The organism is Bradyrhizobium sp. SZCCHNRI20481, from assembly GCF_032485055.1.
Lineage (GTDB): Bacteria > Pseudomonadota > Alphaproteobacteria > Rhizobiales > Xanthobacteraceae > Bradyrhizobium.
In genome coordinates this window covers 250,301-268,555 of record NZ_JAUEUE010000004.1, presented here as the reverse complement: position 1 = coordinate 268,555, position 18,255 = coordinate 250,301, and the positions used below count along the sequence as shown (strand labels likewise).

Annotated in this window: 24 protein-coding genes and 1 tRNA gene; 10 read left to right on the top strand and 15 right to left on the bottom strand. The window is 65.4% G+C overall.

What is annotated here, in order from left to right:
• Positions 1–85: 85 nt before the first annotated feature.
• A tRNA-OTHER gene (locus QX132_RS08045) sits at positions 86–162 on the bottom strand.
• Between the two features lie 107 nt (positions 163–269).
• Positions 270–974 (bottom strand): class I SAM-dependent methyltransferase, encoded by a 705-nt coding sequence (locus QX132_RS08040; protein ID WP_315736374.1) that lies wholly within the window; start codon positions 972–974, stop codon positions 270–272.
• Positions 975–1,082: 108 nt separating this feature from the next.
• Between QX132_RS08040 and QX132_RS08035 the strand changes: the two genes are divergently transcribed.
• Positions 1,083–1,610, top strand: a complete 528-nt coding sequence (locus QX132_RS08035; RefSeq protein WP_316160669.1) for a DNA starvation/stationary phase protection protein — start codon at positions 1,083–1,085, stop codon at positions 1,608–1,610.
• Positions 1,611–1,704: 94 nt separating this feature from the next.
• Here QX132_RS08035 and QX132_RS08030 read toward each other — a convergent pair whose 3' ends face one another.
• The 4 genes from QX132_RS08030 to QX132_RS08015 all read right to left on the bottom strand — a co-directional run bounded on the left by QX132_RS08030 (position 1,705) and on the right by QX132_RS08015 (position 4,391).
• Complete coding sequence (locus QX132_RS08030) at positions 1,705–2,499, bottom strand: sulfite exporter TauE/SafE family protein (protein WP_315795819.1); 795 nt, start codon at positions 2,497–2,499, stop codon at positions 1,705–1,707.
• 105 nt (positions 2,500–2,604) lie between these two features.
• Positions 2,605–3,498 (bottom strand): MBL fold metallo-hydrolase, encoded by an 894-nt coding sequence (locus QX132_RS08025; protein ID WP_315772347.1) that lies wholly within the window; start codon positions 3,496–3,498, stop codon positions 2,605–2,607.
• 11 nt (positions 3,499–3,509) lie between these two features.
• A complete protein-coding gene (locus QX132_RS08020) occupies positions 3,510–3,962 on the bottom strand; it encodes a DUF6691 family protein (RefSeq protein ID WP_316160668.1) in 453 nt (150 codons plus the stop codon).
• Between the two features lie 6 nt (positions 3,963–3,968).
• Positions 3,969–4,391 (bottom strand): YeeE/YedE family protein, encoded by a 423-nt coding sequence (locus QX132_RS08015; protein ID WP_315736379.1) that lies wholly within the window; start codon positions 4,389–4,391, stop codon positions 3,969–3,971.
• 89 nt (positions 4,392–4,480) lie between these two features.
• Between QX132_RS08015 and QX132_RS08010 the strand changes: the two genes are divergently transcribed.
• On the top strand, positions 4,481–4,807 hold the full coding sequence (locus QX132_RS08010; RefSeq protein WP_315758820.1) for a metalloregulator ArsR/SmtB family transcription factor: 327 nt from the start codon (positions 4,481–4,483) through the stop codon (positions 4,805–4,807).
• Here the strand turns inward: QX132_RS08010 and QX132_RS08005 are convergent, their stop codons facing one another.
• The 3 genes from QX132_RS08005 to carA all read right to left on the bottom strand — a co-directional run bounded on the left by QX132_RS08005 (position 4,808) and on the right by carA (position 7,252).
• A complete protein-coding gene (locus tag QX132_RS08005) occupies positions 4,808–5,350 on the bottom strand; it encodes a cupin domain-containing protein (protein WP_316160666.1) in 543 nt (180 codons plus the stop codon).
• A gap of 66 nt (positions 5,351–5,416) precedes the next feature.
• Positions 5,417–5,908 carry a PaaI family thioesterase gene (locus QX132_RS08000; RefSeq protein WP_315758791.1) on the bottom strand — a complete coding sequence of 164 codons (492 nt, stop codon included), beginning with the start codon at positions 5,906–5,908 and terminating at the stop codon, positions 5,417–5,419.
• A gap of 147 nt (positions 5,909–6,055) precedes the next feature.
• Positions 6,056–7,252 carry a glutamine-hydrolyzing carbamoyl-phosphate synthase small subunit gene (carA, locus tag QX132_RS07995; protein WP_315777717.1) on the bottom strand — a complete coding sequence of 399 codons (1,197 nt, stop codon included), beginning with the start codon at positions 7,250–7,252 and terminating at the stop codon, positions 6,056–6,058.
• A 181-nt stretch (positions 7,253–7,433) separates the two neighbouring features.
• Between carA and QX132_RS07990 the strand changes: the two genes are divergently transcribed.
• From QX132_RS07990 to QX132_RS07975, 4 genes are all read left to right on the top strand, one after another.
• Positions 7,434–7,889 (top strand): GatB/YqeY domain-containing protein, encoded by a 456-nt coding sequence (locus QX132_RS07990; RefSeq protein ID WP_315736383.1) that lies wholly within the window; start codon positions 7,434–7,436, stop codon positions 7,887–7,889.
• Between the two features lie 170 nt (positions 7,890–8,059).
• The gene (locus tag QX132_RS07985) at positions 8,060–9,667 is read left to right on the top strand and encodes an acyl-CoA synthetase (protein ID WP_316160663.1); all 1,608 of its coding nucleotides are present in this window, start codon (positions 8,060–8,062) and stop codon (positions 9,665–9,667) included.
• A gap of 284 nt (positions 9,668–9,951) precedes the next feature.
• Positions 9,952–10,728 carry a DUF2189 domain-containing protein gene (locus tag QX132_RS07980; RefSeq protein WP_315736385.1) on the top strand — a complete coding sequence of 259 codons (777 nt, stop codon included), beginning with the start codon at positions 9,952–9,954 and terminating at the stop codon, positions 10,726–10,728.
• A gap of 86 nt (positions 10,729–10,814) precedes the next feature.
• Positions 10,815–11,237 carry a hypothetical protein gene (locus QX132_RS07975; RefSeq protein ID WP_316160659.1) on the top strand — a complete coding sequence of 141 codons (423 nt, stop codon included), beginning with the start codon at positions 10,815–10,817 and terminating at the stop codon, positions 11,235–11,237.
• 13 nt (positions 11,238–11,250) lie between these two features.
• Here QX132_RS07975 and QX132_RS07970 read toward each other — a convergent pair whose 3' ends face one another.
• From QX132_RS07970 to QX132_RS07960, 3 genes are read right to left on the bottom strand one after another with little or no spacing between them, the layout of a single operon-like run.
• Positions 11,251–11,763, bottom strand: a complete 513-nt coding sequence (locus tag QX132_RS07970; protein ID WP_316160657.1) for an SRPBCC family protein — start codon at positions 11,761–11,763, stop codon at positions 11,251–11,253.
• A 3-nt stretch (positions 11,764–11,766) separates the two neighbouring features.
• The gene (locus QX132_RS07965; RefSeq protein ID WP_315758785.1) at positions 11,767–12,228 is read right to left on the bottom strand and encodes an SRPBCC family protein; all 462 of its coding nucleotides are present in this window, start codon (positions 12,226–12,228) and stop codon (positions 11,767–11,769) included.
• Positions 12,221–12,535, bottom strand: coding sequence for a helix-turn-helix domain-containing protein (locus QX132_RS07960; protein WP_315717502.1), 315 nt, complete (start codon positions 12,533–12,535; stop codon positions 12,221–12,223). Before QX132_RS07960 ends, QX132_RS07965 begins: the two co-directional genes overlap by 8 nt.
• A 132-nt stretch (positions 12,536–12,667) precedes the next feature.
• Here QX132_RS07960 and QX132_RS07955 point away from each other — a divergent pair, with 132 nt between their 5' ends.
• Complete coding sequence (locus tag QX132_RS07955) at positions 12,668–13,288, top strand: LysE family translocator (RefSeq protein ID WP_315736389.1); 621 nt, start codon at positions 12,668–12,670, stop codon at positions 13,286–13,288.
• A gap of 45 nt (positions 13,289–13,333) precedes the next feature.
• Here the strand turns inward: QX132_RS07955 and QX132_RS07950 are convergent, their stop codons facing one another.
• Complete coding sequence (locus QX132_RS07950; RefSeq protein ID WP_315812908.1) at positions 13,334–14,170, bottom strand: PhzF family phenazine biosynthesis protein; 837 nt, start codon at positions 14,168–14,170, stop codon at positions 13,334–13,336.
• Positions 14,171–14,195: 25 nt separating this feature from the next.
• On the bottom strand, positions 14,196–14,399 hold the full coding sequence (locus QX132_RS07945; protein WP_315758782.1) for a hypothetical protein: 204 nt from the start codon (positions 14,397–14,399) through the stop codon (positions 14,196–14,198).
• A 26-nt stretch (positions 14,400–14,425) separates the two neighbouring features.
• Between QX132_RS07945 and QX132_RS07940 the strand changes: the two genes are divergently transcribed.
• Complete coding sequence (locus QX132_RS07940) at positions 14,426–15,835, top strand: PLP-dependent aminotransferase family protein (protein WP_316160656.1); 1,410 nt, start codon at positions 14,426–14,428, stop codon at positions 15,833–15,835.
• Between the two features lie 132 nt (positions 15,836–15,967).
• Here QX132_RS07940 and QX132_RS07935 read toward each other — a convergent pair whose 3' ends face one another.
• Complete coding sequence (locus QX132_RS07935; protein ID WP_315777710.1) at positions 15,968–16,771, bottom strand: N-formylglutamate amidohydrolase; 804 nt, start codon at positions 16,769–16,771, stop codon at positions 15,968–15,970.
• A gap of 203 nt (positions 16,772–16,974) precedes the next feature.
• On the opposite strand from QX132_RS07935, the gene QX132_RS07930 reads away from it, so the two are divergent.
• The gene (locus QX132_RS07930) at positions 16,975–17,787 is read left to right on the top strand and encodes a transglutaminase family protein (RefSeq protein ID WP_315736393.1); all 813 of its coding nucleotides are present in this window, start codon (positions 16,975–16,977) and stop codon (positions 17,785–17,787) included.
• Positions 17,788–17,846: 59 nt separating this feature from the next.
• A complete protein-coding gene (locus QX132_RS07925) occupies positions 17,847–18,245 on the top strand; it encodes a gamma-glutamylcyclotransferase family protein (RefSeq protein WP_316160654.1) in 399 nt (132 codons plus the stop codon).
• Positions 18,246–18,255: the final 10 nt, after the last annotated feature.

Here is an 18,255-nt window from a genome sequence, read left to right as displayed (position 1 = left end):
ATCAACGGCCAATTTGGCGGAGAGGGGCGGAGGGGCGCCCTGCCGTCGCTGGCTCGCCGAGCCGAAGCTGCGCAGCAGCGAAGGCTGGAGGCCCGGCCTGGACTTGAACCAGGTTCAAGAGCGTTGCACCGCTCTTCGCGTCGTAGCTTCCGCCACCGGGCCGAGGGTGATCTTACCTCTCACGGCCGCGTGAGCCAGCCCGTGTTTCAGTTAACCCTAATCCAGTTGCTTGATGTTGGCAGTTGCGGCGGGCTGGTCGGCCCACGCGGTCACCCGGTTCCCGTCATCGGCCGAGCCACGAAGGTCATCCGCCAGGGATTGTGGCCGATATTCTTGGGCGCCCGGACGGCGCTGAGGTCGGCCTTCTTCAGTCTCGCCAGGATCTCGGCCTCGCTGTAGTGCTGCAGGCCGACCTTGGTGCGCAGTTGCCGGTAATCCGACAGCGCCGTGGCGACCAGCCCGACCAGGGCATCCTTGAGGAAGCCGTCCCGTGCGGCGAACATCAGCAGCGCGAGCACGTCACGGCCCATGCCAACGTCCGGACGCAGGACGTCGCCGAGGATGAACTTTCCCGACGGCTTCAGCAGCCGCCTGATCACGGCCAGGGCCGCGTCGAATTCCGCCTCGCTCATGTACTGCGCCACGGAGTTCATGACGACGAGGTCGATCGAGCCTTCCTGCATGTTGCGCAGCTCGTCCAGCGACCGCACGCGGATCTTGGTGTTGGGCGCGAAACGCGCGATCAACCGGCCGCGCACGCCCGGCGCCGGCTCGGCCAGGATCAGCGTCATGCATGCGTCGGCGACCTTGGCGGCTGATAAGGCCTCGCCGCAGGAATAGTCGAGAACGACCGCGTCGGGCGAGGGAATATACCCGACGATGTCACGCGCAATCCCCTGGAAGTGCAGGTCGCGATGCAGCTTGCTCGCATAGATCGTGTGCGTGGAATCGTAATAGTCGATCCAGTCGTCCATGGCGTGTTCCGGCAAACACAGTTCCTTGATCGGAACTGGAGGGGTCAGCGAGCGTTAACGGGTCCGATCACCCGTGTCCATCGCTGCTTCTAACAGGAAGGTTAGGCCGTGAGTAAAGCAAAGACCGACAAGACCGCCCCCGAGCTCGATACCCCGACCGATCTGTCGCCGGACGCCGTAAACAAGATCTCGACAGCTTTGAACACGCTGCTTGCCGACGCCTTTGCGCTCTATCTGAAGACCAAGAACTTCCACTGGCACGTCAGCGGACGGCATTTCCATGACTACCATGAGATGCTGGACGAGCAGTCGGACGCGATCTTTGCCACCACGGACCAACTGGCCGAGCGGGTGCGGAAGCTCGGCGGCACGACGCTGAAATCGATCAGCCAGATCAGCAAGCTGCAGACCATCAAGGACAACAACGAGGAGTATGTGCCGCCGCGCGAGATGCTGCGGGAGTTGATGGAGGACAACAAGCACATCGCGGCTGCGATGCGGAAGGCGCACGGGCTGTGCGACGACAATGACGATCCGGCCACCGCGGGATTGCTGGAGACCTTCATCGACGAGACCGAACGCCGCACCTGGTTCTTGTTCGAAGCGAGCCGCCAGGAAGGCAGCAACGCGGCATAAGCGGGCCCGCGTTGAGTTGAGCTCCGGGCGAGCTGCGAGGACGTGGGGCGCCCGTCCGGCCTCGATGCCGGCTCCGGCTCATATCCACGCCGCACTATCCGGAGTGGCCGAGTGCCGACCAACTCCGATAGATCATGTAAGCCGCCACCACGAACACCACGGTGGCAAACACCTTGTTCAGGGTGCCGCGCGTACCGGACAGGCGAGCGGCCAGCTTCGCACCGACCAGGCCACCGGCGATGCCGGCGACGAGAAAGGTCGCCGCCAGCGCCCAGTCGACCAGTCCCGACAGCGCGTAGTTCGCTGCGGTCGTCAGTCCGAACGCCGTGACGGACACGAGCGAGGAGCCGATCGCGTAGAGGATCGGCATGCCTGTCGCAAACATCAGAGCCGGAACGATCAGGAAGCCGCCGCCGATGCCGAAGAAGCCGGACAGCATTCCCGTGCCGAAGCCGAATGCCAATAGCGGCAATAGATTGTCGCGTGAAAGCTTGACGTCCAGCTGGCTGTCCGTGCCGCGCTTGCGCAGCATCAAGAGGCCGATCACGATCATGACCAGGGCGAACAGCAGCAGCAGCTTCTGGCCGTCAACCATCTTGCCGAGCGTCGAGCCCGCGAAGGCGCCGACCACGCCCGTTGCAGCAAATACCAGCGCGCAACGCCATTTGACGTTGCCGGAGCGGGCATGATTGGCGAGATTGGCCGCCGCGTTGATCGCCACGGCGACCGCGCTCGTGCCGATCGCCACGTGGGGATTGCCGACGCCCACCAGATACACCATGAGCGGCACGGCCAGCACCGATCCGCCCCCGCCGATCAGGCCGAGCGTGAATCCGACGAAAGAGCCGGACAGCGAGCCGAGCGCAAGCTCGGCAGCGGACAGCGTCATCCTGTGATGCTCCGGAGTGGCATGCCGCGCCGGTGCGCGGACGCTGCCAAATGGGAAAGCCGAGCCGCGACGTCTGCCGCGTGCTCGGCGGGGCGGAGGGGGGTCTTAGAGCGTGTTGAGCGGCACTTTCAGGAAGCGCCGGCCGTCCTGATCGGGCGTCGGCAGCCGTCCCGCCTTCATGTTCACCTGCAACGACGGGATGATCAGCTTGGGCATGTCCAAGGTGCGGTCGCGCGCCTCGCGGGCGGCGACGAACTGATCCTCGGTGATGCCGTCGCGGACGTGGATGTTGTGCGCGCGCTGCTCGGCCACTGTCGTTTCCCAGCGAATGTCGCGGCCGTTCGGACCGTAGTCGTGGCACATGAACAGCCGCGTCGCGTCAGGCAGCTCCAGCACCCGGCGGATCGAGCGATACAGCGTGCGGGCGTCGCCGCCGGGAAAGTCGGCACGTGCCGAGCCGCCGTCCGGCATGAACAGCGTGTCGCCGACGAAGGCGGCGTCTCCGATCACATGAGTCATGCAGGCCGGCGTGTGCCCCGGCGTATGCATGGCGAAGGCGGTCATTGCGCCGATCCGGTAGGTATCGCCATCATGGAACAGGCGGTCGAACTGGCTGCCGTCGCGCTGAAATTCGGTGCCTTCGTTGAAGATCTTGCCGAACGTCTCCTGCACCATCCTGATGTTGGCGCCGATGCCGATCCTGCCGCCCAGCCTTGACTGGATGTAGGGCGCCGCCGACAGATGGTCGGCATGGACATGGGTCTCGATCAGCCAGTCCAGTTGCCAGCCGCGATCCTCGATCAGGCGAATGATCTTGTCGGCGGAATGGGGCGCGATGCGACCCGAGGCATAGTCGATGTCCATGACCGAATCAATCACGGCGCAGGCCCGCGAGCCTGGGTCCTTGACCACGTAGCTGACGGTGTTGGTGGCGGGATCGAAGAACGGTGTGACCTCGGGTTTCACCGACAGGTCGACCGGATGTGGAATGCCGGACATTCAAGCCTCCCTCATTCTGAAGCGACCGCGGCGAGCGAGGGCCGGCGGCTCGCGAGAATGCGGGCTGCGGCCATTCCGATCATCATGGCCGTGACAAACAGGACGATGGTAGGCGAGCCGTAGCCGAGCGCTACGAAGGCCGGGCCCGGGCAGATGCCGGCGAGGCCCCAGCCGATGCCAAAGACGGCAGGGCCGGTTGCGATCCGCCAATCCAGCGTCTGCGAGGATGGCAGGTGGAATTGGTCACCGAGGACGGGACGCCGGCGCCGGAAAACCAATCGAAAGCCGGCGAAGGTGACCCCGACCGCTCCAGCCATCACGAGGATCAGGCTCGGATCCCAGCCGCCGGAGCGGATCGCCGCGAAATCGAGGAAGTTGAGCACCTTCTCCGGATTGGACATGCCCGAGAGCAGCAGCCCGAGTCCGAAGATGAGGCCGACGGTGAACTGGACGAAAATGATCATGGTGCCTCACAGCACGTGGCGAACGAGGAAGGTGGTCGCGACCGCGGTGGCCATGAATATCAGCGTGGCGACGATCGAGCGCGGCGACAGGCTGGCGATGCCGCAGACGCCATGACCCGAGGTGCAGCCGTTGCCCCAGACCGCCCCGAAGCCGACCAGCAGCCCGGCTGCAACCATATCGATCGGACCGACCTCCAGCTTCAGCGGCGGCAGGCTCCCGCTGACGATGCGGACTGCAAGGGCGGCCGCGACCAGGCCTCCTATGAAGGCGAGCCGGCCAGCGAGCGCGCCGTCCCAGGGCGGCAGCAGCCGCGCGGCAATGCCGCTGACGCCGGCGATGCGGCCGGTCAGGCCCATCAGCATGACGGCTGCAGCGCCGATGAGGGCGCCGCCTGCGAGCGCCGTGACCGCTGTATACTCCGTGATCATATCGTCCCTTGATTCCCTCGTCGGGCGCATGTTGCAATCGGCTATCATGTGCATTATTGCATATATACGAAATTGAAGAAGTAACAATGATGACAACACAGGCCAGGCGCAAAACCCGCGAGACCATGGTGGCGGCGCTCGACGACAAGGCGGAGGAGGCGGCCGGCCTGCTCGCTGCCATGGCGAATTCGAAGCGCCTCATGGTGCTCTGCAACCTCATCGACGGCGAGCGCGCAGTCGGCGATCTCGCCGAGCAGGTCGGGTTGCGACAGGCGGCGCTGTCGCAACATCTCGCGAAGATGCGCGCGCTCGATCTCGTCGCCACCCGGCGCGATGGCCAGACCATCTACTATCGGCTGGCGAGCCGGGAGGTCCGCGAGATCCTGCAGACGCTGTATCGGCTGTATTGCGCCTGATCAGCGCGCCTGCTGCCACAGGCGCGTGAGTAGGCCACCCGCGCCGAGCACGGGATCGGTCGCGGGCATCGGCACCTCCGGAATGGTTTTCGATGCGCGGGCGTGGTTCTCCGGCGTCGGCCGCGTGATCTGCATCTTCGGTCCGGGCGGATAGGCGCCGACGATGCAGAAATCGCTGCTGGCAGCGATGCATTGATGTCCGGTGCCGGCCGGCAGGATGGCGACGTCACCGGGCCTGAGCTCCAGCTCCCGACCGCGATCGCCGCCGAAGCGGACACGCGCGGTTCCGCTGGCAACCCCCAGCGCCTCGTGCACCGTCGCATGATAGTGCAGATAGTCGTAGACGCCGTTGCGCCACATGCTGCCCCAGCCACTGGCGGCGAACACGCGCTCGATGTCGGCCGCCGGATCGGCGCCGTCCAGATCGATGACGGCCTTGTAGACCAGGAACGGCATCGGATTATTGGGCACCAGGCCGTCATCCGCGAACACGATGCTGAGCGGTTCGATCGACTTGACGCGGGGCGAGGGGGCGGCAGGCATGGCGACCTCGGAACAAAGGATGGGGCCTCGCCCTATCAACCGGCCTGCGCGGCCGCCGTTCCAGGCTCAAGCCTTGGGCAGTTCGAACACCAGGCAAGTCGTGGTGGCGTGCGCCAGCAGTCGCCCTTGCGAATCGGCGATGCGTGCCTCGGCGGTCGCGGCGCGGCGTCCGAACGACAGCGTCCTGCCCTCCGTTCTCACGATGCCGGTGGTCTCGGTCATTGCCTTGATGAAGGAGACCTTGAATTCCAGCGTGGTGTAACCGCTGCCCTGCGGGCACATCGTGTGGACGGCGAGCCCCATCGCGGAATCCAGCAGGATCGCGGCGTAGCCGCCATGCACCGAGCCGATCGGGTTGTAGTGCCGCAAGGCCGGCACGCTGTGCATGACGACCTGGCCGGGCTCGGCGCTGCAGTCGAACGGCGCGACCGTCTGCATGATCGGCGGCTGCGGCAAGGTCCCGGCAAAGATGCCGCGCACGAAATCGAGCCCGGGCATCGAGGCCAGCACCGCCAGGGGCACCACGCCGAATTCACCGCGCAGATCCGTCTCGCTCATATCGCCGATCTCCAATGTATGATGATCATCATATGAATGTGGTGCGAAAAGATCGAGGGCAAAACAGATGCCGGCGATCACAAGATTGCGGACAGAAAAATGCCCGGGACCAGCCCGGGCATTTCGAATCGTGTCCAGCTGCCGACCTCAGGCCGCGCTGCGCTTCTTCTCGCGCATCAGCTCGGCGAAGCGCTGAAACAGATAGTGCGAGTCGCGCGGGCCGGGCGACGCTTCCGGGTGGTACTGCACGGAGAACACCGGCTTGCCCTCGAGCTGGATGCCGCAATTCGAGCCGTCGAACAGCGAGATGTGGGTCTGCGTCGCGCCCGATGGCAGCGTGTCCTGGTCGACCGCGAAGCCATGGTTCATCGAGGTGATCTCGACCTTGCCGGTGGTCTCGTCCTTGACCGGATGATTGGCGCCGTGATGGCCCTGATGCATCTTCTTGGTCTTGGCGCCGACCGCAAGCCCGAGCATCTGATGGCCGAGGCAGATGCCGAAGGTCGGCGTGCCCGACGAAATCACTTGCTGAATGACCGGCACGGCATATTTGCCGGTCGCCGCGGGATCACCCGGTCCGTTCGACAGGAACACGCCGTCCGGCTTCATCGCGAGGATGTCCTCGGCGGGCGTCGTCGCCGGCACCACGGTCACCTTGCAGCCGACGCCGGCGAGCAGGCGCAGGATGTTGCGCTTGATGCCGTAGTCGATCGCGACGACGTTGAATTCCGGATTGGTCTGTTGGCCGAAACCCACGTTCCACACCCAGGGGGTCTCGTCCCAGGTGAAGCGCTGGGCGGAGGTCACCATCGGCACCAGGTCCATGCCCTCCAGCCCCGGCCACTCCCGCGCTTCCTTCTTCAGGGCGTCGAGGTCGAAATTGCCGTCCCTGGCATGCGCGATCACAGCGTTCGGCATGCCCTTGGAGCGGATCAGCGCAGTCAGCGCCCTTGTGTCGATGCCGGACAGCCCGATGATGCCGCGCGCGCGCAGCCACTGGTCGAGATGGCGCGTCGCGCGATAATTTGAGGGGTCGGTGATCGCGGTGCGCAGGATCACCCCGCGCGCGCCCGGCGTCGCCGCCATGTTCACCGTCTCGATATCCTCGTCGTTGGTGCCGACATTGCCGATATGCGGGAAAGTGAAGGTGATGAGCTGGCCGGCATAGGAAGGATCGGTGAGGATCTCCTCGTAGCCGGTCATTGCGGTGTTGAAGCAGACCTCGCCCACGGCGTGGCCTTCGGCGCCGAGGCCGTAGCCTTCCAGCACCGTTCCATCGGCGAGCACGAGGAGCGCGGTCGGTTTATGGTCCGGCCAGGCGGCGTCAGTATCGATGTGTGTCATGAGGCCTCTACATAGTGCCCCTGGCGCGCGGCGTCAAAGCGGGAAGCGGCCGATTCACACGCGATATCGGTCAATTTGGCTGGAGTTTCGAGGCATCCGACCGGAACGGATGCGGAACCGTGTTGTTTCGGGTGGGCGAACCGCCTAGACCAGCGCCAATGGATTTTGAGAGGGCGAGATCATGCTGCGTGACGACATCAACAATGCGGTCAAGGAGGCGATGAAGGCCAAGGACGAGCGCAAGCTGTCCACCCTTCGCATGGTGAACTCGACCTTGAAGAATGCCGACATCGCGGCGCGCGGCGAAGGCAAGCCGCCCTTGACCGACGCCGACGTGCTCGCCGTGCTGCAGAAGATGATCAAGCAGCGTCAGGAGTCGGTCGAGCTGTATGAAAAGGGCGGCCGCGCCGAACTCGCCGCGGGCGAGCGCGAGGAGATCGCGGTCATCTCGGCCTATCTGCCGAAGCAGATGAGCGACGATGAGGTGAAGTCGGCCATCTCCTCCGCCGTCGCTGAGACCGGCGCCGCCGGCATGAAGGACATGGGCAAGGTGATCGGCGTGCTGAAGGCGAAGTACACGGGACAGATGGATTTTGCCAAGGCGAGCGCGCTGGTGAAGGCGGCGCTGTCGGGCTAGGCCGCGCGAAGCGCCGAGCCGCCCCACATCGTCGTGCCCGGGCTTGTCCCGGGCATCCACGTCTTTAAGACTATCATCAAGAGTAAAGACGTGGATGGCCGGGCCGTCGCCGCGCCGAAGGGGCTTCGGCCCCGCAGGCGGGTCTTCGCTCGGCCATGACGGAGAGAACAATGCTCAAGGAAACGTCCGACTACGACCAGCTCACTCGCGACTTCCGCTGGGACATTCCGGCGCAGTTCAACATCGCGGTCGCGACCTGCGATCGCCACGCCGACGGCTCCGCCCGCCTCGCGCTGGTCGTCGTCGAGGAGGACGGCGCCGCCCGGCGCGTCTCATTCGATGAGCTGCGCGATTACTCCTGTCGCTTCGCCAACGTATTGAAGGCCGATGGTCTCGCGCAGGGCGACCGCGTCGCGGTGTTCCTGTCGCAGTCGCTGGAGCTGCCGATCGTCCATCTGGCGGCGTTCCGCGCCGGTCTCGTCTCCGTGCCGCTGTTCATGCTGTTCGGCGAGGACGCGCTGCAATTCCGGCTGCAGAATTCCGGCGCCAAGGTCGTCGTCACCGACGCCACGGGCCTTGCGAAGCTTGCGCGCATTCGCGACCACCTGCCGGAGCTCAAGACGATCTATGTCACTGACGGCGACGGCCTCGGCGCCCGAGCCTTCTGGCCGACGCTGGAGCGCGCCTCGGATCAATTCCCGACCGTCGCCACGTCGAGCGACGACCCTGCCATCATCATCTACACGTCGGGTACGACCGGAAATCCCAAGGGCGCGCTGCACGCCCATCGCGTACTGCTCGGCCACCTGCCCAATGTCGAGATGGTGCACGGCTTCCTGCCGAAGCCCGGCGACGTCATGTGGACGCCGGCGGATTGGGCGTGGATCGGCGGCCTGTTCGACGCGCTGTTTCCCGCATGGTATCACGCGATCCCGGTGATCGGTTATCGCGCCAGGAAATTCGAGCCGCAGGCCGCAATGCAACTGATGGCGGACTACGGCGTCCGCAACGTGTTCCTGCCCCCGACCGCGCTGAAGTTGATGCGCCAGGCCAATGTCAAGCACGAGGGCGTCAAGCTGCGCAGCATCCTCACCGGCGGCGAGTCGCTCGGCGCCGAGCTGCTCGACTGGGTGCGCGCGACATTCGGCATCGACGCGCACGAGATCTACGGCCAGACCGAATGCAATCTCGTCGTCGGCAACAATGCAAAGCTGTTTCCGATCCGGCCGGGCTCGATGGGCAAGGCGACGCCGGGCTTCCAGGTGCTGATCGTCAACGACAAGGGCGAGGAGCTGCCGCGCGGAGAGAGGGGCATCATCGGCGTGCGCCAGCCCAATCCCTGTACCATGATCGAATATTGGCGCAATCCGGAGGCGACGCAGAAGAAGTTCGCTCGTGACGTGCTGCTGACCGGCGATCTCGGCACCCAGGATGACGACGGCTATTTCTGGTATGCGAGCCGCGAGGACGACGTCATCACGTCGGCCGGCTATCGCATCGGCCCGGCCGAGATCGAGGACACGCTGCTCAAGCACCCGGCAGTCGCGTTGGCGGCCGTCGTCGGCATTCCCGACCCGGTGCGCACCGAGGCCATCAAGGCGTGGATCGTGCTGCGGCCCGGCTTCGTTGCAAATGACACTCTGTCGCGAGACATCCAGGACTTCGTCAAGGTCAAGCTCGCTGCGCATGAATACCCGCGCCACGTTGAATTCACCGACACCCTGCCGATGACGGCGACCGGCAAGGTGCTGAGGCGCGAGTTGCGGGCGCGGGGGTAGGGCGAGCTTGCTGCCGTGCGAGCCCGATGGCGCGGCTTGCGAGGCTCCCCCCCGCTCGGTGACGAGCACGAGTCCAACAACATGCGTCGGATGTGGCCGCGCCTGATCCCAGCTCTCGCCCGGTAAGGACGGGGGAGAGGACCTGCGGCGCCGCGCGGCTTCGCATCTCGCCTCACGGGACGCCACGGCTTAGACCCTGTCCGCTGCCTACAAGTTGAAATTGAAATCCTCGCCCTACCGCTGTTAGCATCATCGCCAACAAGAACAGTCAGGAGGGCACGCCGATGACCGCATCCGTCTCGGGACGATCCGATCCCGTGGTGCGCCGCATCACGACGGCCGATATCGCCGAAGCCTTGACGCAAGGCCTCCGTGATTTTCAGGCTCAGCCCATGTTCGGCCTTGCTTTCGGGCTGATCTACGTGCTCGGCGGCATCAGCATCGTGCTGTGCGTCACCGCGTTCGGCATGGTCTACCTGGCCTATCCGCTGGCCGCGGGCTTTGCGCTGATCGGCCCGTTCGTCGCGATCGGTCTCTACGAGGTCAGTCGCCGCCGCGAGCTCGGCCAGCCGATCACCTATGGCGCGATCTGGCGCACGATAACGTCACGCGGCGAGATTGCCTGGATGGCGTTCGTGACGCTATTTTTCTTCATTATCTGGATGTACCAGGTGCGCCTCCTGATCGCGCTGCTGCTCGGGCTCAATGCCTCGTTCTCCAGCATCAAGGAGTTCATGACGGTGGTGCTGACGACCAACGAGGGTCTGCTCTTCCTGGCGATCGGCAATCTCGACGGCGCCGCCCTGTCGCTGGTGCTGTTCTCGCTCACGGTCGTATCGTTTCCGCTGCTGCTGGAGCGCGACGTCGATTTCGTGACGGCGATGATCACCAGCGTGCGCGCGGTCGTGACCAGTCCCGGCCCGATGATCGGCTGGGCCGCCGTCATCACCGTGCTGCTGATCATCTCGGCATTGCCGTACTTCCTGGGGCTGCTGGTCACTGTGCCGGTGCTGGGCCATGCGAGCTGGCATCTGTACCGCCGGATCGTAGCTCCGGCGTAAGGCCAGGACTGCCGCGACGATCGCACGGGTTTGGTTCGAACCGCGGCTCGCCAATGGTCGGCCGGTCCCAATGTCGGAGAAGGATGATGCCGGATAACGTCGCCTTGTTTGCCGCGATCGTCCTATTGCTGCCGATGTTCTATCTGCTGCTGGCCGCGCCGGCGTTCCTGCTGGTGCGGCTCGACATCGTGCCGGTCACCCGGCTCCTGCGCGGCATGTTCGACTCCTACTTCGTGGCGCTTTCGATCGCTGGCGGCATCGGCGCGCTCGCCGTGCTGGCCGACGGCCGTCCCGTTCTGGCGCTGGGCATTGGCTTGATCGCGGCGTTCGCGCTGGTCTCGCGCCGCTGGTTTCTGCAGCAGATGGACGCGCGCATCCGCGACAGGGATTCCGGCGATACGACGGCCGTGCGCCGGCTGCGGTGGCTGCATTGGGGTGGCATGCTGGGCAATGCGGTCCAGGTCGGCGCCGTCCTCGCCAGCATCCCACAGATCGCCGCGGTGTCGTAGCAGGCCTTGTCGTTTAAGGCACTGCAATCCCCATCGCCTTCAGGGCCGCCAGCATGCGCGTCGGCGGTGTCATCTTCACCGCGAGCGGCTTGCCCGTCTCGAGCACGCTCTTGAGGCTCGACAGGATGGCCGGCCAGCCCTGGCGTCCGCCGGACAGGATGTCGTCGGAGAGCGGCCGCTCGTGCGCTTCAGTCATCGTGAGACGGACGGCGTCGCCGGCCGGTTCGATCTCATAGGTCACGAGCGTGCGGCCCAGTGCCTCGACGAGGCCGGGCCAGTTGACGTCCCACGTGACGATCAGCCGGTGCGGCGGCTCGCAGACGATCACCTGGCCGCTGATGTGTTCGGAGCCGTCCGGCGCGCGCACGATGAAGGCGCCGCCCGCCCTCAGTTCGGCTTCAACGGCGAAGCCGAAGAAATATTGCCGGCTGAAATCGGCGGAGGTCAGCGCCTGCCACACTTTCTCAGGGCTGGCGGCGATGTAGATCGTGTAGACGGTGGCGGGCTTGAACTTTGCAAGATCCATCGCTCAGCCTCCTTTGCCGAGCGCTGACATCGGGATCGCCAGCGCGGTTCCGGTCTCCAGCAGACTTTTTAGGCCGGACATGATCGCGGGCCAGCCGTTGGAAACCGCATCGAGCAATCTCCCCGCCCCTTCGAAGCCTTCATGTGTCAGGGTCAGCTTGACGGAGTTGCCGTGCTGTTCGATCGCGAACACGACCTTGGTCGGCTGCTCGTTGCGAAACTCGTCTTTCAGGACGTGCTGGAAAGTGTAGGAGAGCCGGCGTGGCGGATCGAACTCCAGAATCTGGCCGACATCCGTTGTCATCCCGTCGGTCACCAGCGCGAACGGCGAGCCGACGCGCCAGTCGGAATGCAGTTCGGTGCCGAACCAGTAGCGCTTCGCGAATTCGTTTGATGTCAGCGCTTCCCACAATTTCTCGGGCGTCGTCGCGATATACGTGACGTAGACGAATTCGGGCTTACTCATCGCGCTCCTCCAATTGCCGCTTCAACTCGCTGAGCGCGGCGAGCTTGCCGCGCTCGAATTTCTTGATCCAACGCTCCCCGATGTGATGGATCGGCACCGGATTGAGATAGTGCAGCTTCTCGCGGCCATGCCGGATCGTCGCGACCAGATTGGCCGCTTCCAGAATGGCAAGGTGTTTGGTCACGGCCTGTCGCGTCATCGCGAGGCCGTCGCAGAGTTCGGTCAGGGTTTGCCCGTTCCGCGCGTGGAGCCTGTCGAGCAGGGCGCGTCGTGAGCCGTCCGCAAGCGCCTTGAAGACATCATCCATGATCTCGAGAATAGGCAACCAAATGGTTGCGTGTCAAGCCAGCAGTATTCGGCTTCTATGGTGCTGGAGCGGGGCTTCCATCGGTCGACATGTCGTGCATTAGTGAGCGCCTCATTCGCATCGAGGCGCCTCATGTCCCTGCAAGTCTATCTCGCCTTCGTCGCCGCCTGCATCGGGCTCGCGCTGCTGCCGGGTCCCGTCGTGACGCTGCTGATCGCCAACGGTCTGCGCCACGGGACCCGCGCCGCGCTCATCAATATCGCCGGCGTGCAGACCGGGCTGGCGATCGCGATCGGCATCGTCGCTGTCGGCCTAACGTCGCTGATGGCCACGATGGGCTATTGGTTCGAATGGGTGCGGCTGATCGGTGCGGCCTATCTGGTGTGGCTCGGCATTCAGCTCATCCGCTCGCCGATCGAGGGGATCTCTGCAGGCGAGGCGCCGCCACCGCCGCCGCGCGGCGGCTTTTTCCTGCAGGGGCTGCTGGTGCTGCTCTCGAACCCGAAGGTGATGGTGTTCTTCGGCGCGTTCCTGCCGCAGTTCATGGACATGAGCCGGGATCACGTGCCGCAGGTCGGTTTGCTCGGCGTCACCTTCATGTTGATTGCGGGTCTCACCGACGCGATCTATGCGCTGCTCGCGGGCCGTGCGCGAAAACTGTTCTCGGCCAGGCGGACGCGGCTGGTGTCGCGCATCTCCGGCGGTTTCATGATCGGCGGCGGCGTGTGGCTGGCGCTGACGCGAGCACGGTGAGCACGCGTTTGGCCCCGCGGCCGCATCGCGGTCTGCTGACGCGCGTTACGGGCTGATCGTTCCCTTCACCACCGGCGCGACGTCGCCGCCGATCCAGATCGTCTCGCCGTCCTGCGCGACATGGACGCGGCCGGCGCGGCCGAGAACCGTGCCCTGGGAGGCGACATATTGCTTCGGAGCAATTCCGGCTCCGATCAGCCATTGCGCCAGACTTGCATTGAGGCTGCCCGTCACCGGGTCCTCGCCGCCGCCCCACATGAAGCCGCGGACCTCGTAGTCGGCCTCCGGGCCATCCTGCGCCCGATCCCATGGCGCAACCACGCCGATCGGCTGTTGCGGCAGCGCCGCCGGATTGAAGCGGATGTCGAGCAGCGCGCGGCGCGAGTCGATCAGCACGCCGATCCAGCCCGGGCCGTTGTCGACCCACTGCACGGCGCGCACCGTGCTCGATTGGATGCCGAGCGCTGCTGCGATCTTGCTCGTCAGCTCGGCATCGACGGTGCCGGAGCGCTTGAGCGGCGGGGCTGCGAAGGCGAGCCGGTCTCCGTCACGCTTGATGCGCACGAGACCCGCGCCGCATTCCTGCACCACATGCTCGCCCTTCGGCCTGCCGCCGAGCGCGAGCCATACGTGGCACGAGCCGAGCGTCGGATGGCCTGCAAAAGGCAGCTCGCGCTGCGGGGTGAAGATGCGCACGCGATAATCAGCGCCCGGATTCTGAGCGCGTGACAGGAAGGTCGTCTCGGACAGATTGGTCCAGTTGGCGATCGCCCGCATCGCCGCATCGTCGAGGCCGTCGGCCTCGGCGATCACGGCAAGCGGGTTGCCCTTGAAGGCGACCTTGGAGAACACGTCGACTTGATGGAACGGAAGCATCGGCATGGCTGTGTCCTCCCAGGTCTCGTTGTCAGTCGCGCCAGAACGGCTTGTTGGCCTCTTCCTGGACGATCGCCGGATCAAGGCCGCAATCACGCATCTGTTCGCGATCGAGCATCGCCAGTTCGGACCGCCAGAACAGGCGCTGCAGCCAGAGTTGCGGCACCCCGAGCAAATTGCTCTTTCCATGGGCAACTTGCGGAGTTGCCCAACGCTGCGCCAGGGAATATGCCATGAGTCACCTATTGCTCTTCAATTGCGTTGTTCGAAGAGCAATCGCGCAGTACATATCTCGGTGCAATCGAAACATTGCTCTCGGTGCAATATAGCATGAATGCTTCGTATACGGTCCTGGTGGACGACATCGCCGAGGACATCGCCAACGGCAGGCTGAAGGCCGGCGACCGGCTGCCGCCGCAGCGCCAGTTCGCCTACGAGCGAGGAATTGCCGCCTCCACGGCAGCCCGTGTCTATGCCGAATTGTTGCGCAGGGGCCTGGTCGTGGGCGAGGTCGGGCGCGGCACTTTCGTCGCAGGAGAGGCGGTGCCGGTGCCGTCCTCGCTGCGGCTGGAGCCGTTCGACGGCCGCATCGATCTCGAGTTCAATTTTCCGACACTGCCCGACCAGGCGGCCATGATCGCGAAATCGATGGCGGTCTGGCAGCGGCCGGAGAAGCTCGCGCCGGTGCTGGCGCCGATCACGCAGCGCCGGCTGGCCGAGGCCGGGCGCACCGCCGCGGCCTTCTTCGCGAGCGAGCGCTGGCGCCCGCGCGCGGAGAACTTTGTCTTCGCCGGCAGCGGACGGCAGTCGCTGGCTGCGGCGATCTCAGCGCTGGTGCCGGTCGGTGGCCGGCTCGGCGTCGAGGCCGTGACCTATCCGATGATCAAGGGCATCGCGGCGCGGCTCGGCGTGACCCTGGTGCCGCTCGCGATGGACGGCGAGGGCGTCCGCCCGGACGCGCTGACCAAGGCGCATCGCAGCAGTGCGCTCAACGCGATCTACATCCAGCCGGTGATGCAGAATCCGCTCGGCCTGACGATGAGCGAGGCGAGGCGCGAGGAGATCGTGCGTCTGGTGCGCAAGCACGAGCTGATGATCATCGAGGATCTGGTCTACGGCTTCCTCAGCGATCAGGTCTCGCTGGCGACGCAGGCCGAGGAGCGCGTCGTCGTGGTCGACAGCCTTGCCAAGCGGCTGGCGCCGGGCATCGCCGTCGGCTTCCTGTACGTCCCCTCGACCATGCGCGAAAAATTCGCCGCCACGGTGCGCACCGGGGCGTGGTCGGTGACGTCGCTGGCGCTGGCCGCCGGCATGGGGCTGCTCGCCGACGGCACGGCGGCCGAGATCACCAGGCGCAAGCGTGCCGATGCGCTGGTGCGGCAGGCGATCGTGGCCGAGTGCCTCGCCGGTCATCACATCGAGGCTGATCCGCGCTCCTACCATGTCTGGCTGCATCTGCCGGAGGGCTGGCGCGCCGAGGCCTTGACGGCCGCTGCGGCCCGCGCCGGCATCGCGATCACGCCGGCGAGCGCGTTCGCGGTGGCGCACGGTCATTCGCCGAATGCGGTGCGGCTCGCGCTCGGCCTGCCGAGCCATGACGATCTGCGGACGGCGCTGTGGCGGCTTGCCGGCCTGCTCGCGCATCACGACGCCTCCGACATGACGGAGTAGCGAGCTAGAGCATGATCCGGAAAAGTGGAAACCGGTTTTCCCTCGCGACAAACGCCGAAGGCGTTTGCGCGGAGATCATGCTCAAACAAAGAGATGAGATCATGATGCGATTCCGTGGAATCGCATCATGATCTACGCGAGACCCTTGCTGCGCAGCTCGACCTCGATCTCGCCGAGAATGCGGATCAGCCGCTCGGCCCAGCGCTGCTGGCCCTCGGGCTCGGCGATCTCGTTCTGACGAATCTCGATGCCGGAGTTGATCAGCCCGCGCGCCTCGCCATGCACGGGGATGGTGTAGTCGGTGCCGTCGCCGACCGCATAGGGCTGGTTGTCGCCCACCACGAGATCGGGCTCGGCCCGCAGCGCCTTCAACAGCAGCGGCGGCAGCACGCGGTCGTGCTGGTACAGCGTGCCGATGTGCCAGGGCCGCGCGATGCCGGCATAGACTGGCGTGAAGCTGTGCAGCGAGACGAGGATGGTCGGCCGGCCGGCGGCCTTGCGCGCATCGAGCACGTCAGTGATCCGGTCGTGATAGGGATCGAAGACGACGCGCCGCCGCAGCTCGGCGTCCTCATGCGTCAGGCCCTCATTGCCGGGGATCGTGGTGCGCTCGCTGATCATCGGAATCGAGTTCGGCGCCTTCGGTGACCTGTTGCAGTCGATCACCAGACGCGAATAGCGCTGCGCCACCAGATGCGCATCGAGTGCCCGCGATACTTGCTCCGCGACCTCGGCAATGCCGATGTCCCAGGCGATGTGCCGCTCGAGCTCGCTTTCGGGCAGGCCGAGATCGCCGAGTGCGCGCGGCAGCAGGCGGCCGTAGTGATCGCACGTGAAGAGCAATGCCGACGCGCCACCGGCGTTGCGCTCGAGCACAGGCGGAACTTCGTCTGGCTGAAGGAGTAGATGAGTGTTGCTCGTGCCGGACACGGTCATGCTGCCTCTCGTTGCTTCATGAAGCGGCAGACCGATCTCGGATTGGGCAGACAGATGAGGATTTGGCCGGCGGACATCATGATGGTCGCCCAAACGTTGCTGATTCTGGCGATCATTCACAAGACAGAAGTTCGCAATGGGCCTACGGTCCGGGCTGGATGAGGCTGGCGCATCGTGCCGCCCGAACGAGGCAGGGAGGCTTCATGCTGATCAAGGTTGGATTCGAGATCGCCTATGCGGCCCCGGCGGCGACGCCGATGGTGATCATGCTGTCGATCCATCCGTCGCGCTTTCCGGACATCGTCGGCACCGAGACGATCACGACAGAGCCGAAGGTGCCGATCAAGTTCTACAACGACAGCTTCGGCAATCTCTGTGGACGCCTGGTGGCGCCGGCCGGCGGGGTCACTTTCCATGGCAGCGCCATCGTCCGCGACAGTGGGCGGCCGGACGCGATCGATCCCGGCGCCCAGCAACTGCCGATCGAACAATTGCCCGATGAGCTTCTGCTGTATCTGATGCCGAGCCGCTATTGCGAGACCGACAAGCTGGCCGAGGTCGCGTGGTCGTTGTTCGGCCGTGCGCCGGCGGGATGGGCGCGCGTGCAGGCGATCTGCGACTTCGTGCACAGCCACGTCACCTTCGGCTATGAGCACGCCCACGCCATGAAGTCGGCGCACGACGTCTATCAGCAGCGCGCCGGCGTCTGCCGCGACTTCGCCCACCTCGCGCTGACCTTCTGCCGCTGCATGGGCATTCCGGCGCGCTATTGCACCGGTTATCTCGGCGACATCGGCGTGCCGCCGGACCCCGTCCCGATGGATTTCTCGGGCTGGTTCGAGGTCTATCTCTCGGGCCGGTGGTACACGTTCGATGCCCGCCACAACGTTCCGCGCATTGGTCGCATCCTGATGGCGACCGGACGGGACGCCGCCGACGTCGCGCTGTCGACCTCGTTTGGCCTGATGACCCTGACCAAATTTCACGTCGTCAGCGACGAGATCATGGCTGCCTGAGCGGAGCAGGGCGCGGCCGGGCGCTTCGCATCACCGGCGATCGCCGCTATAGACGGGCCATGACCACCGATCTGCTCTTCGTCTACGGCACCCTGATGCGTGGCTTCGACCATCCGATGGCGCGGCTGCTGTCGGCCAATGCCGATTTCGTCGCCGAGGCCAGCTGCCGCGGCCGGCTCTACCGCATCCAGCATTATCCCGGCCTGGTGCTGTCCGATGACGCGGCCGATCTCGTCCATGGCGAGCTCTTTCGGCTGCGCCAGCCCGAGCCGATGCTGCGCGAGTTCGACATGTACGAGGCCTGCAGCGAAGGCTTCACCGCGCCGACCGAATATCTGCGCCGGTGCCTCGCCGTGACGCTGGCCGACGGCAGCGTCAGCCAAGCCTGGACCTATGTCTACAACTGGCCGGTGGACGAAGCCGGCCGCATCGTCTCGGGGCGCTTCCTGGCGCCGTGACCCGGTCTCT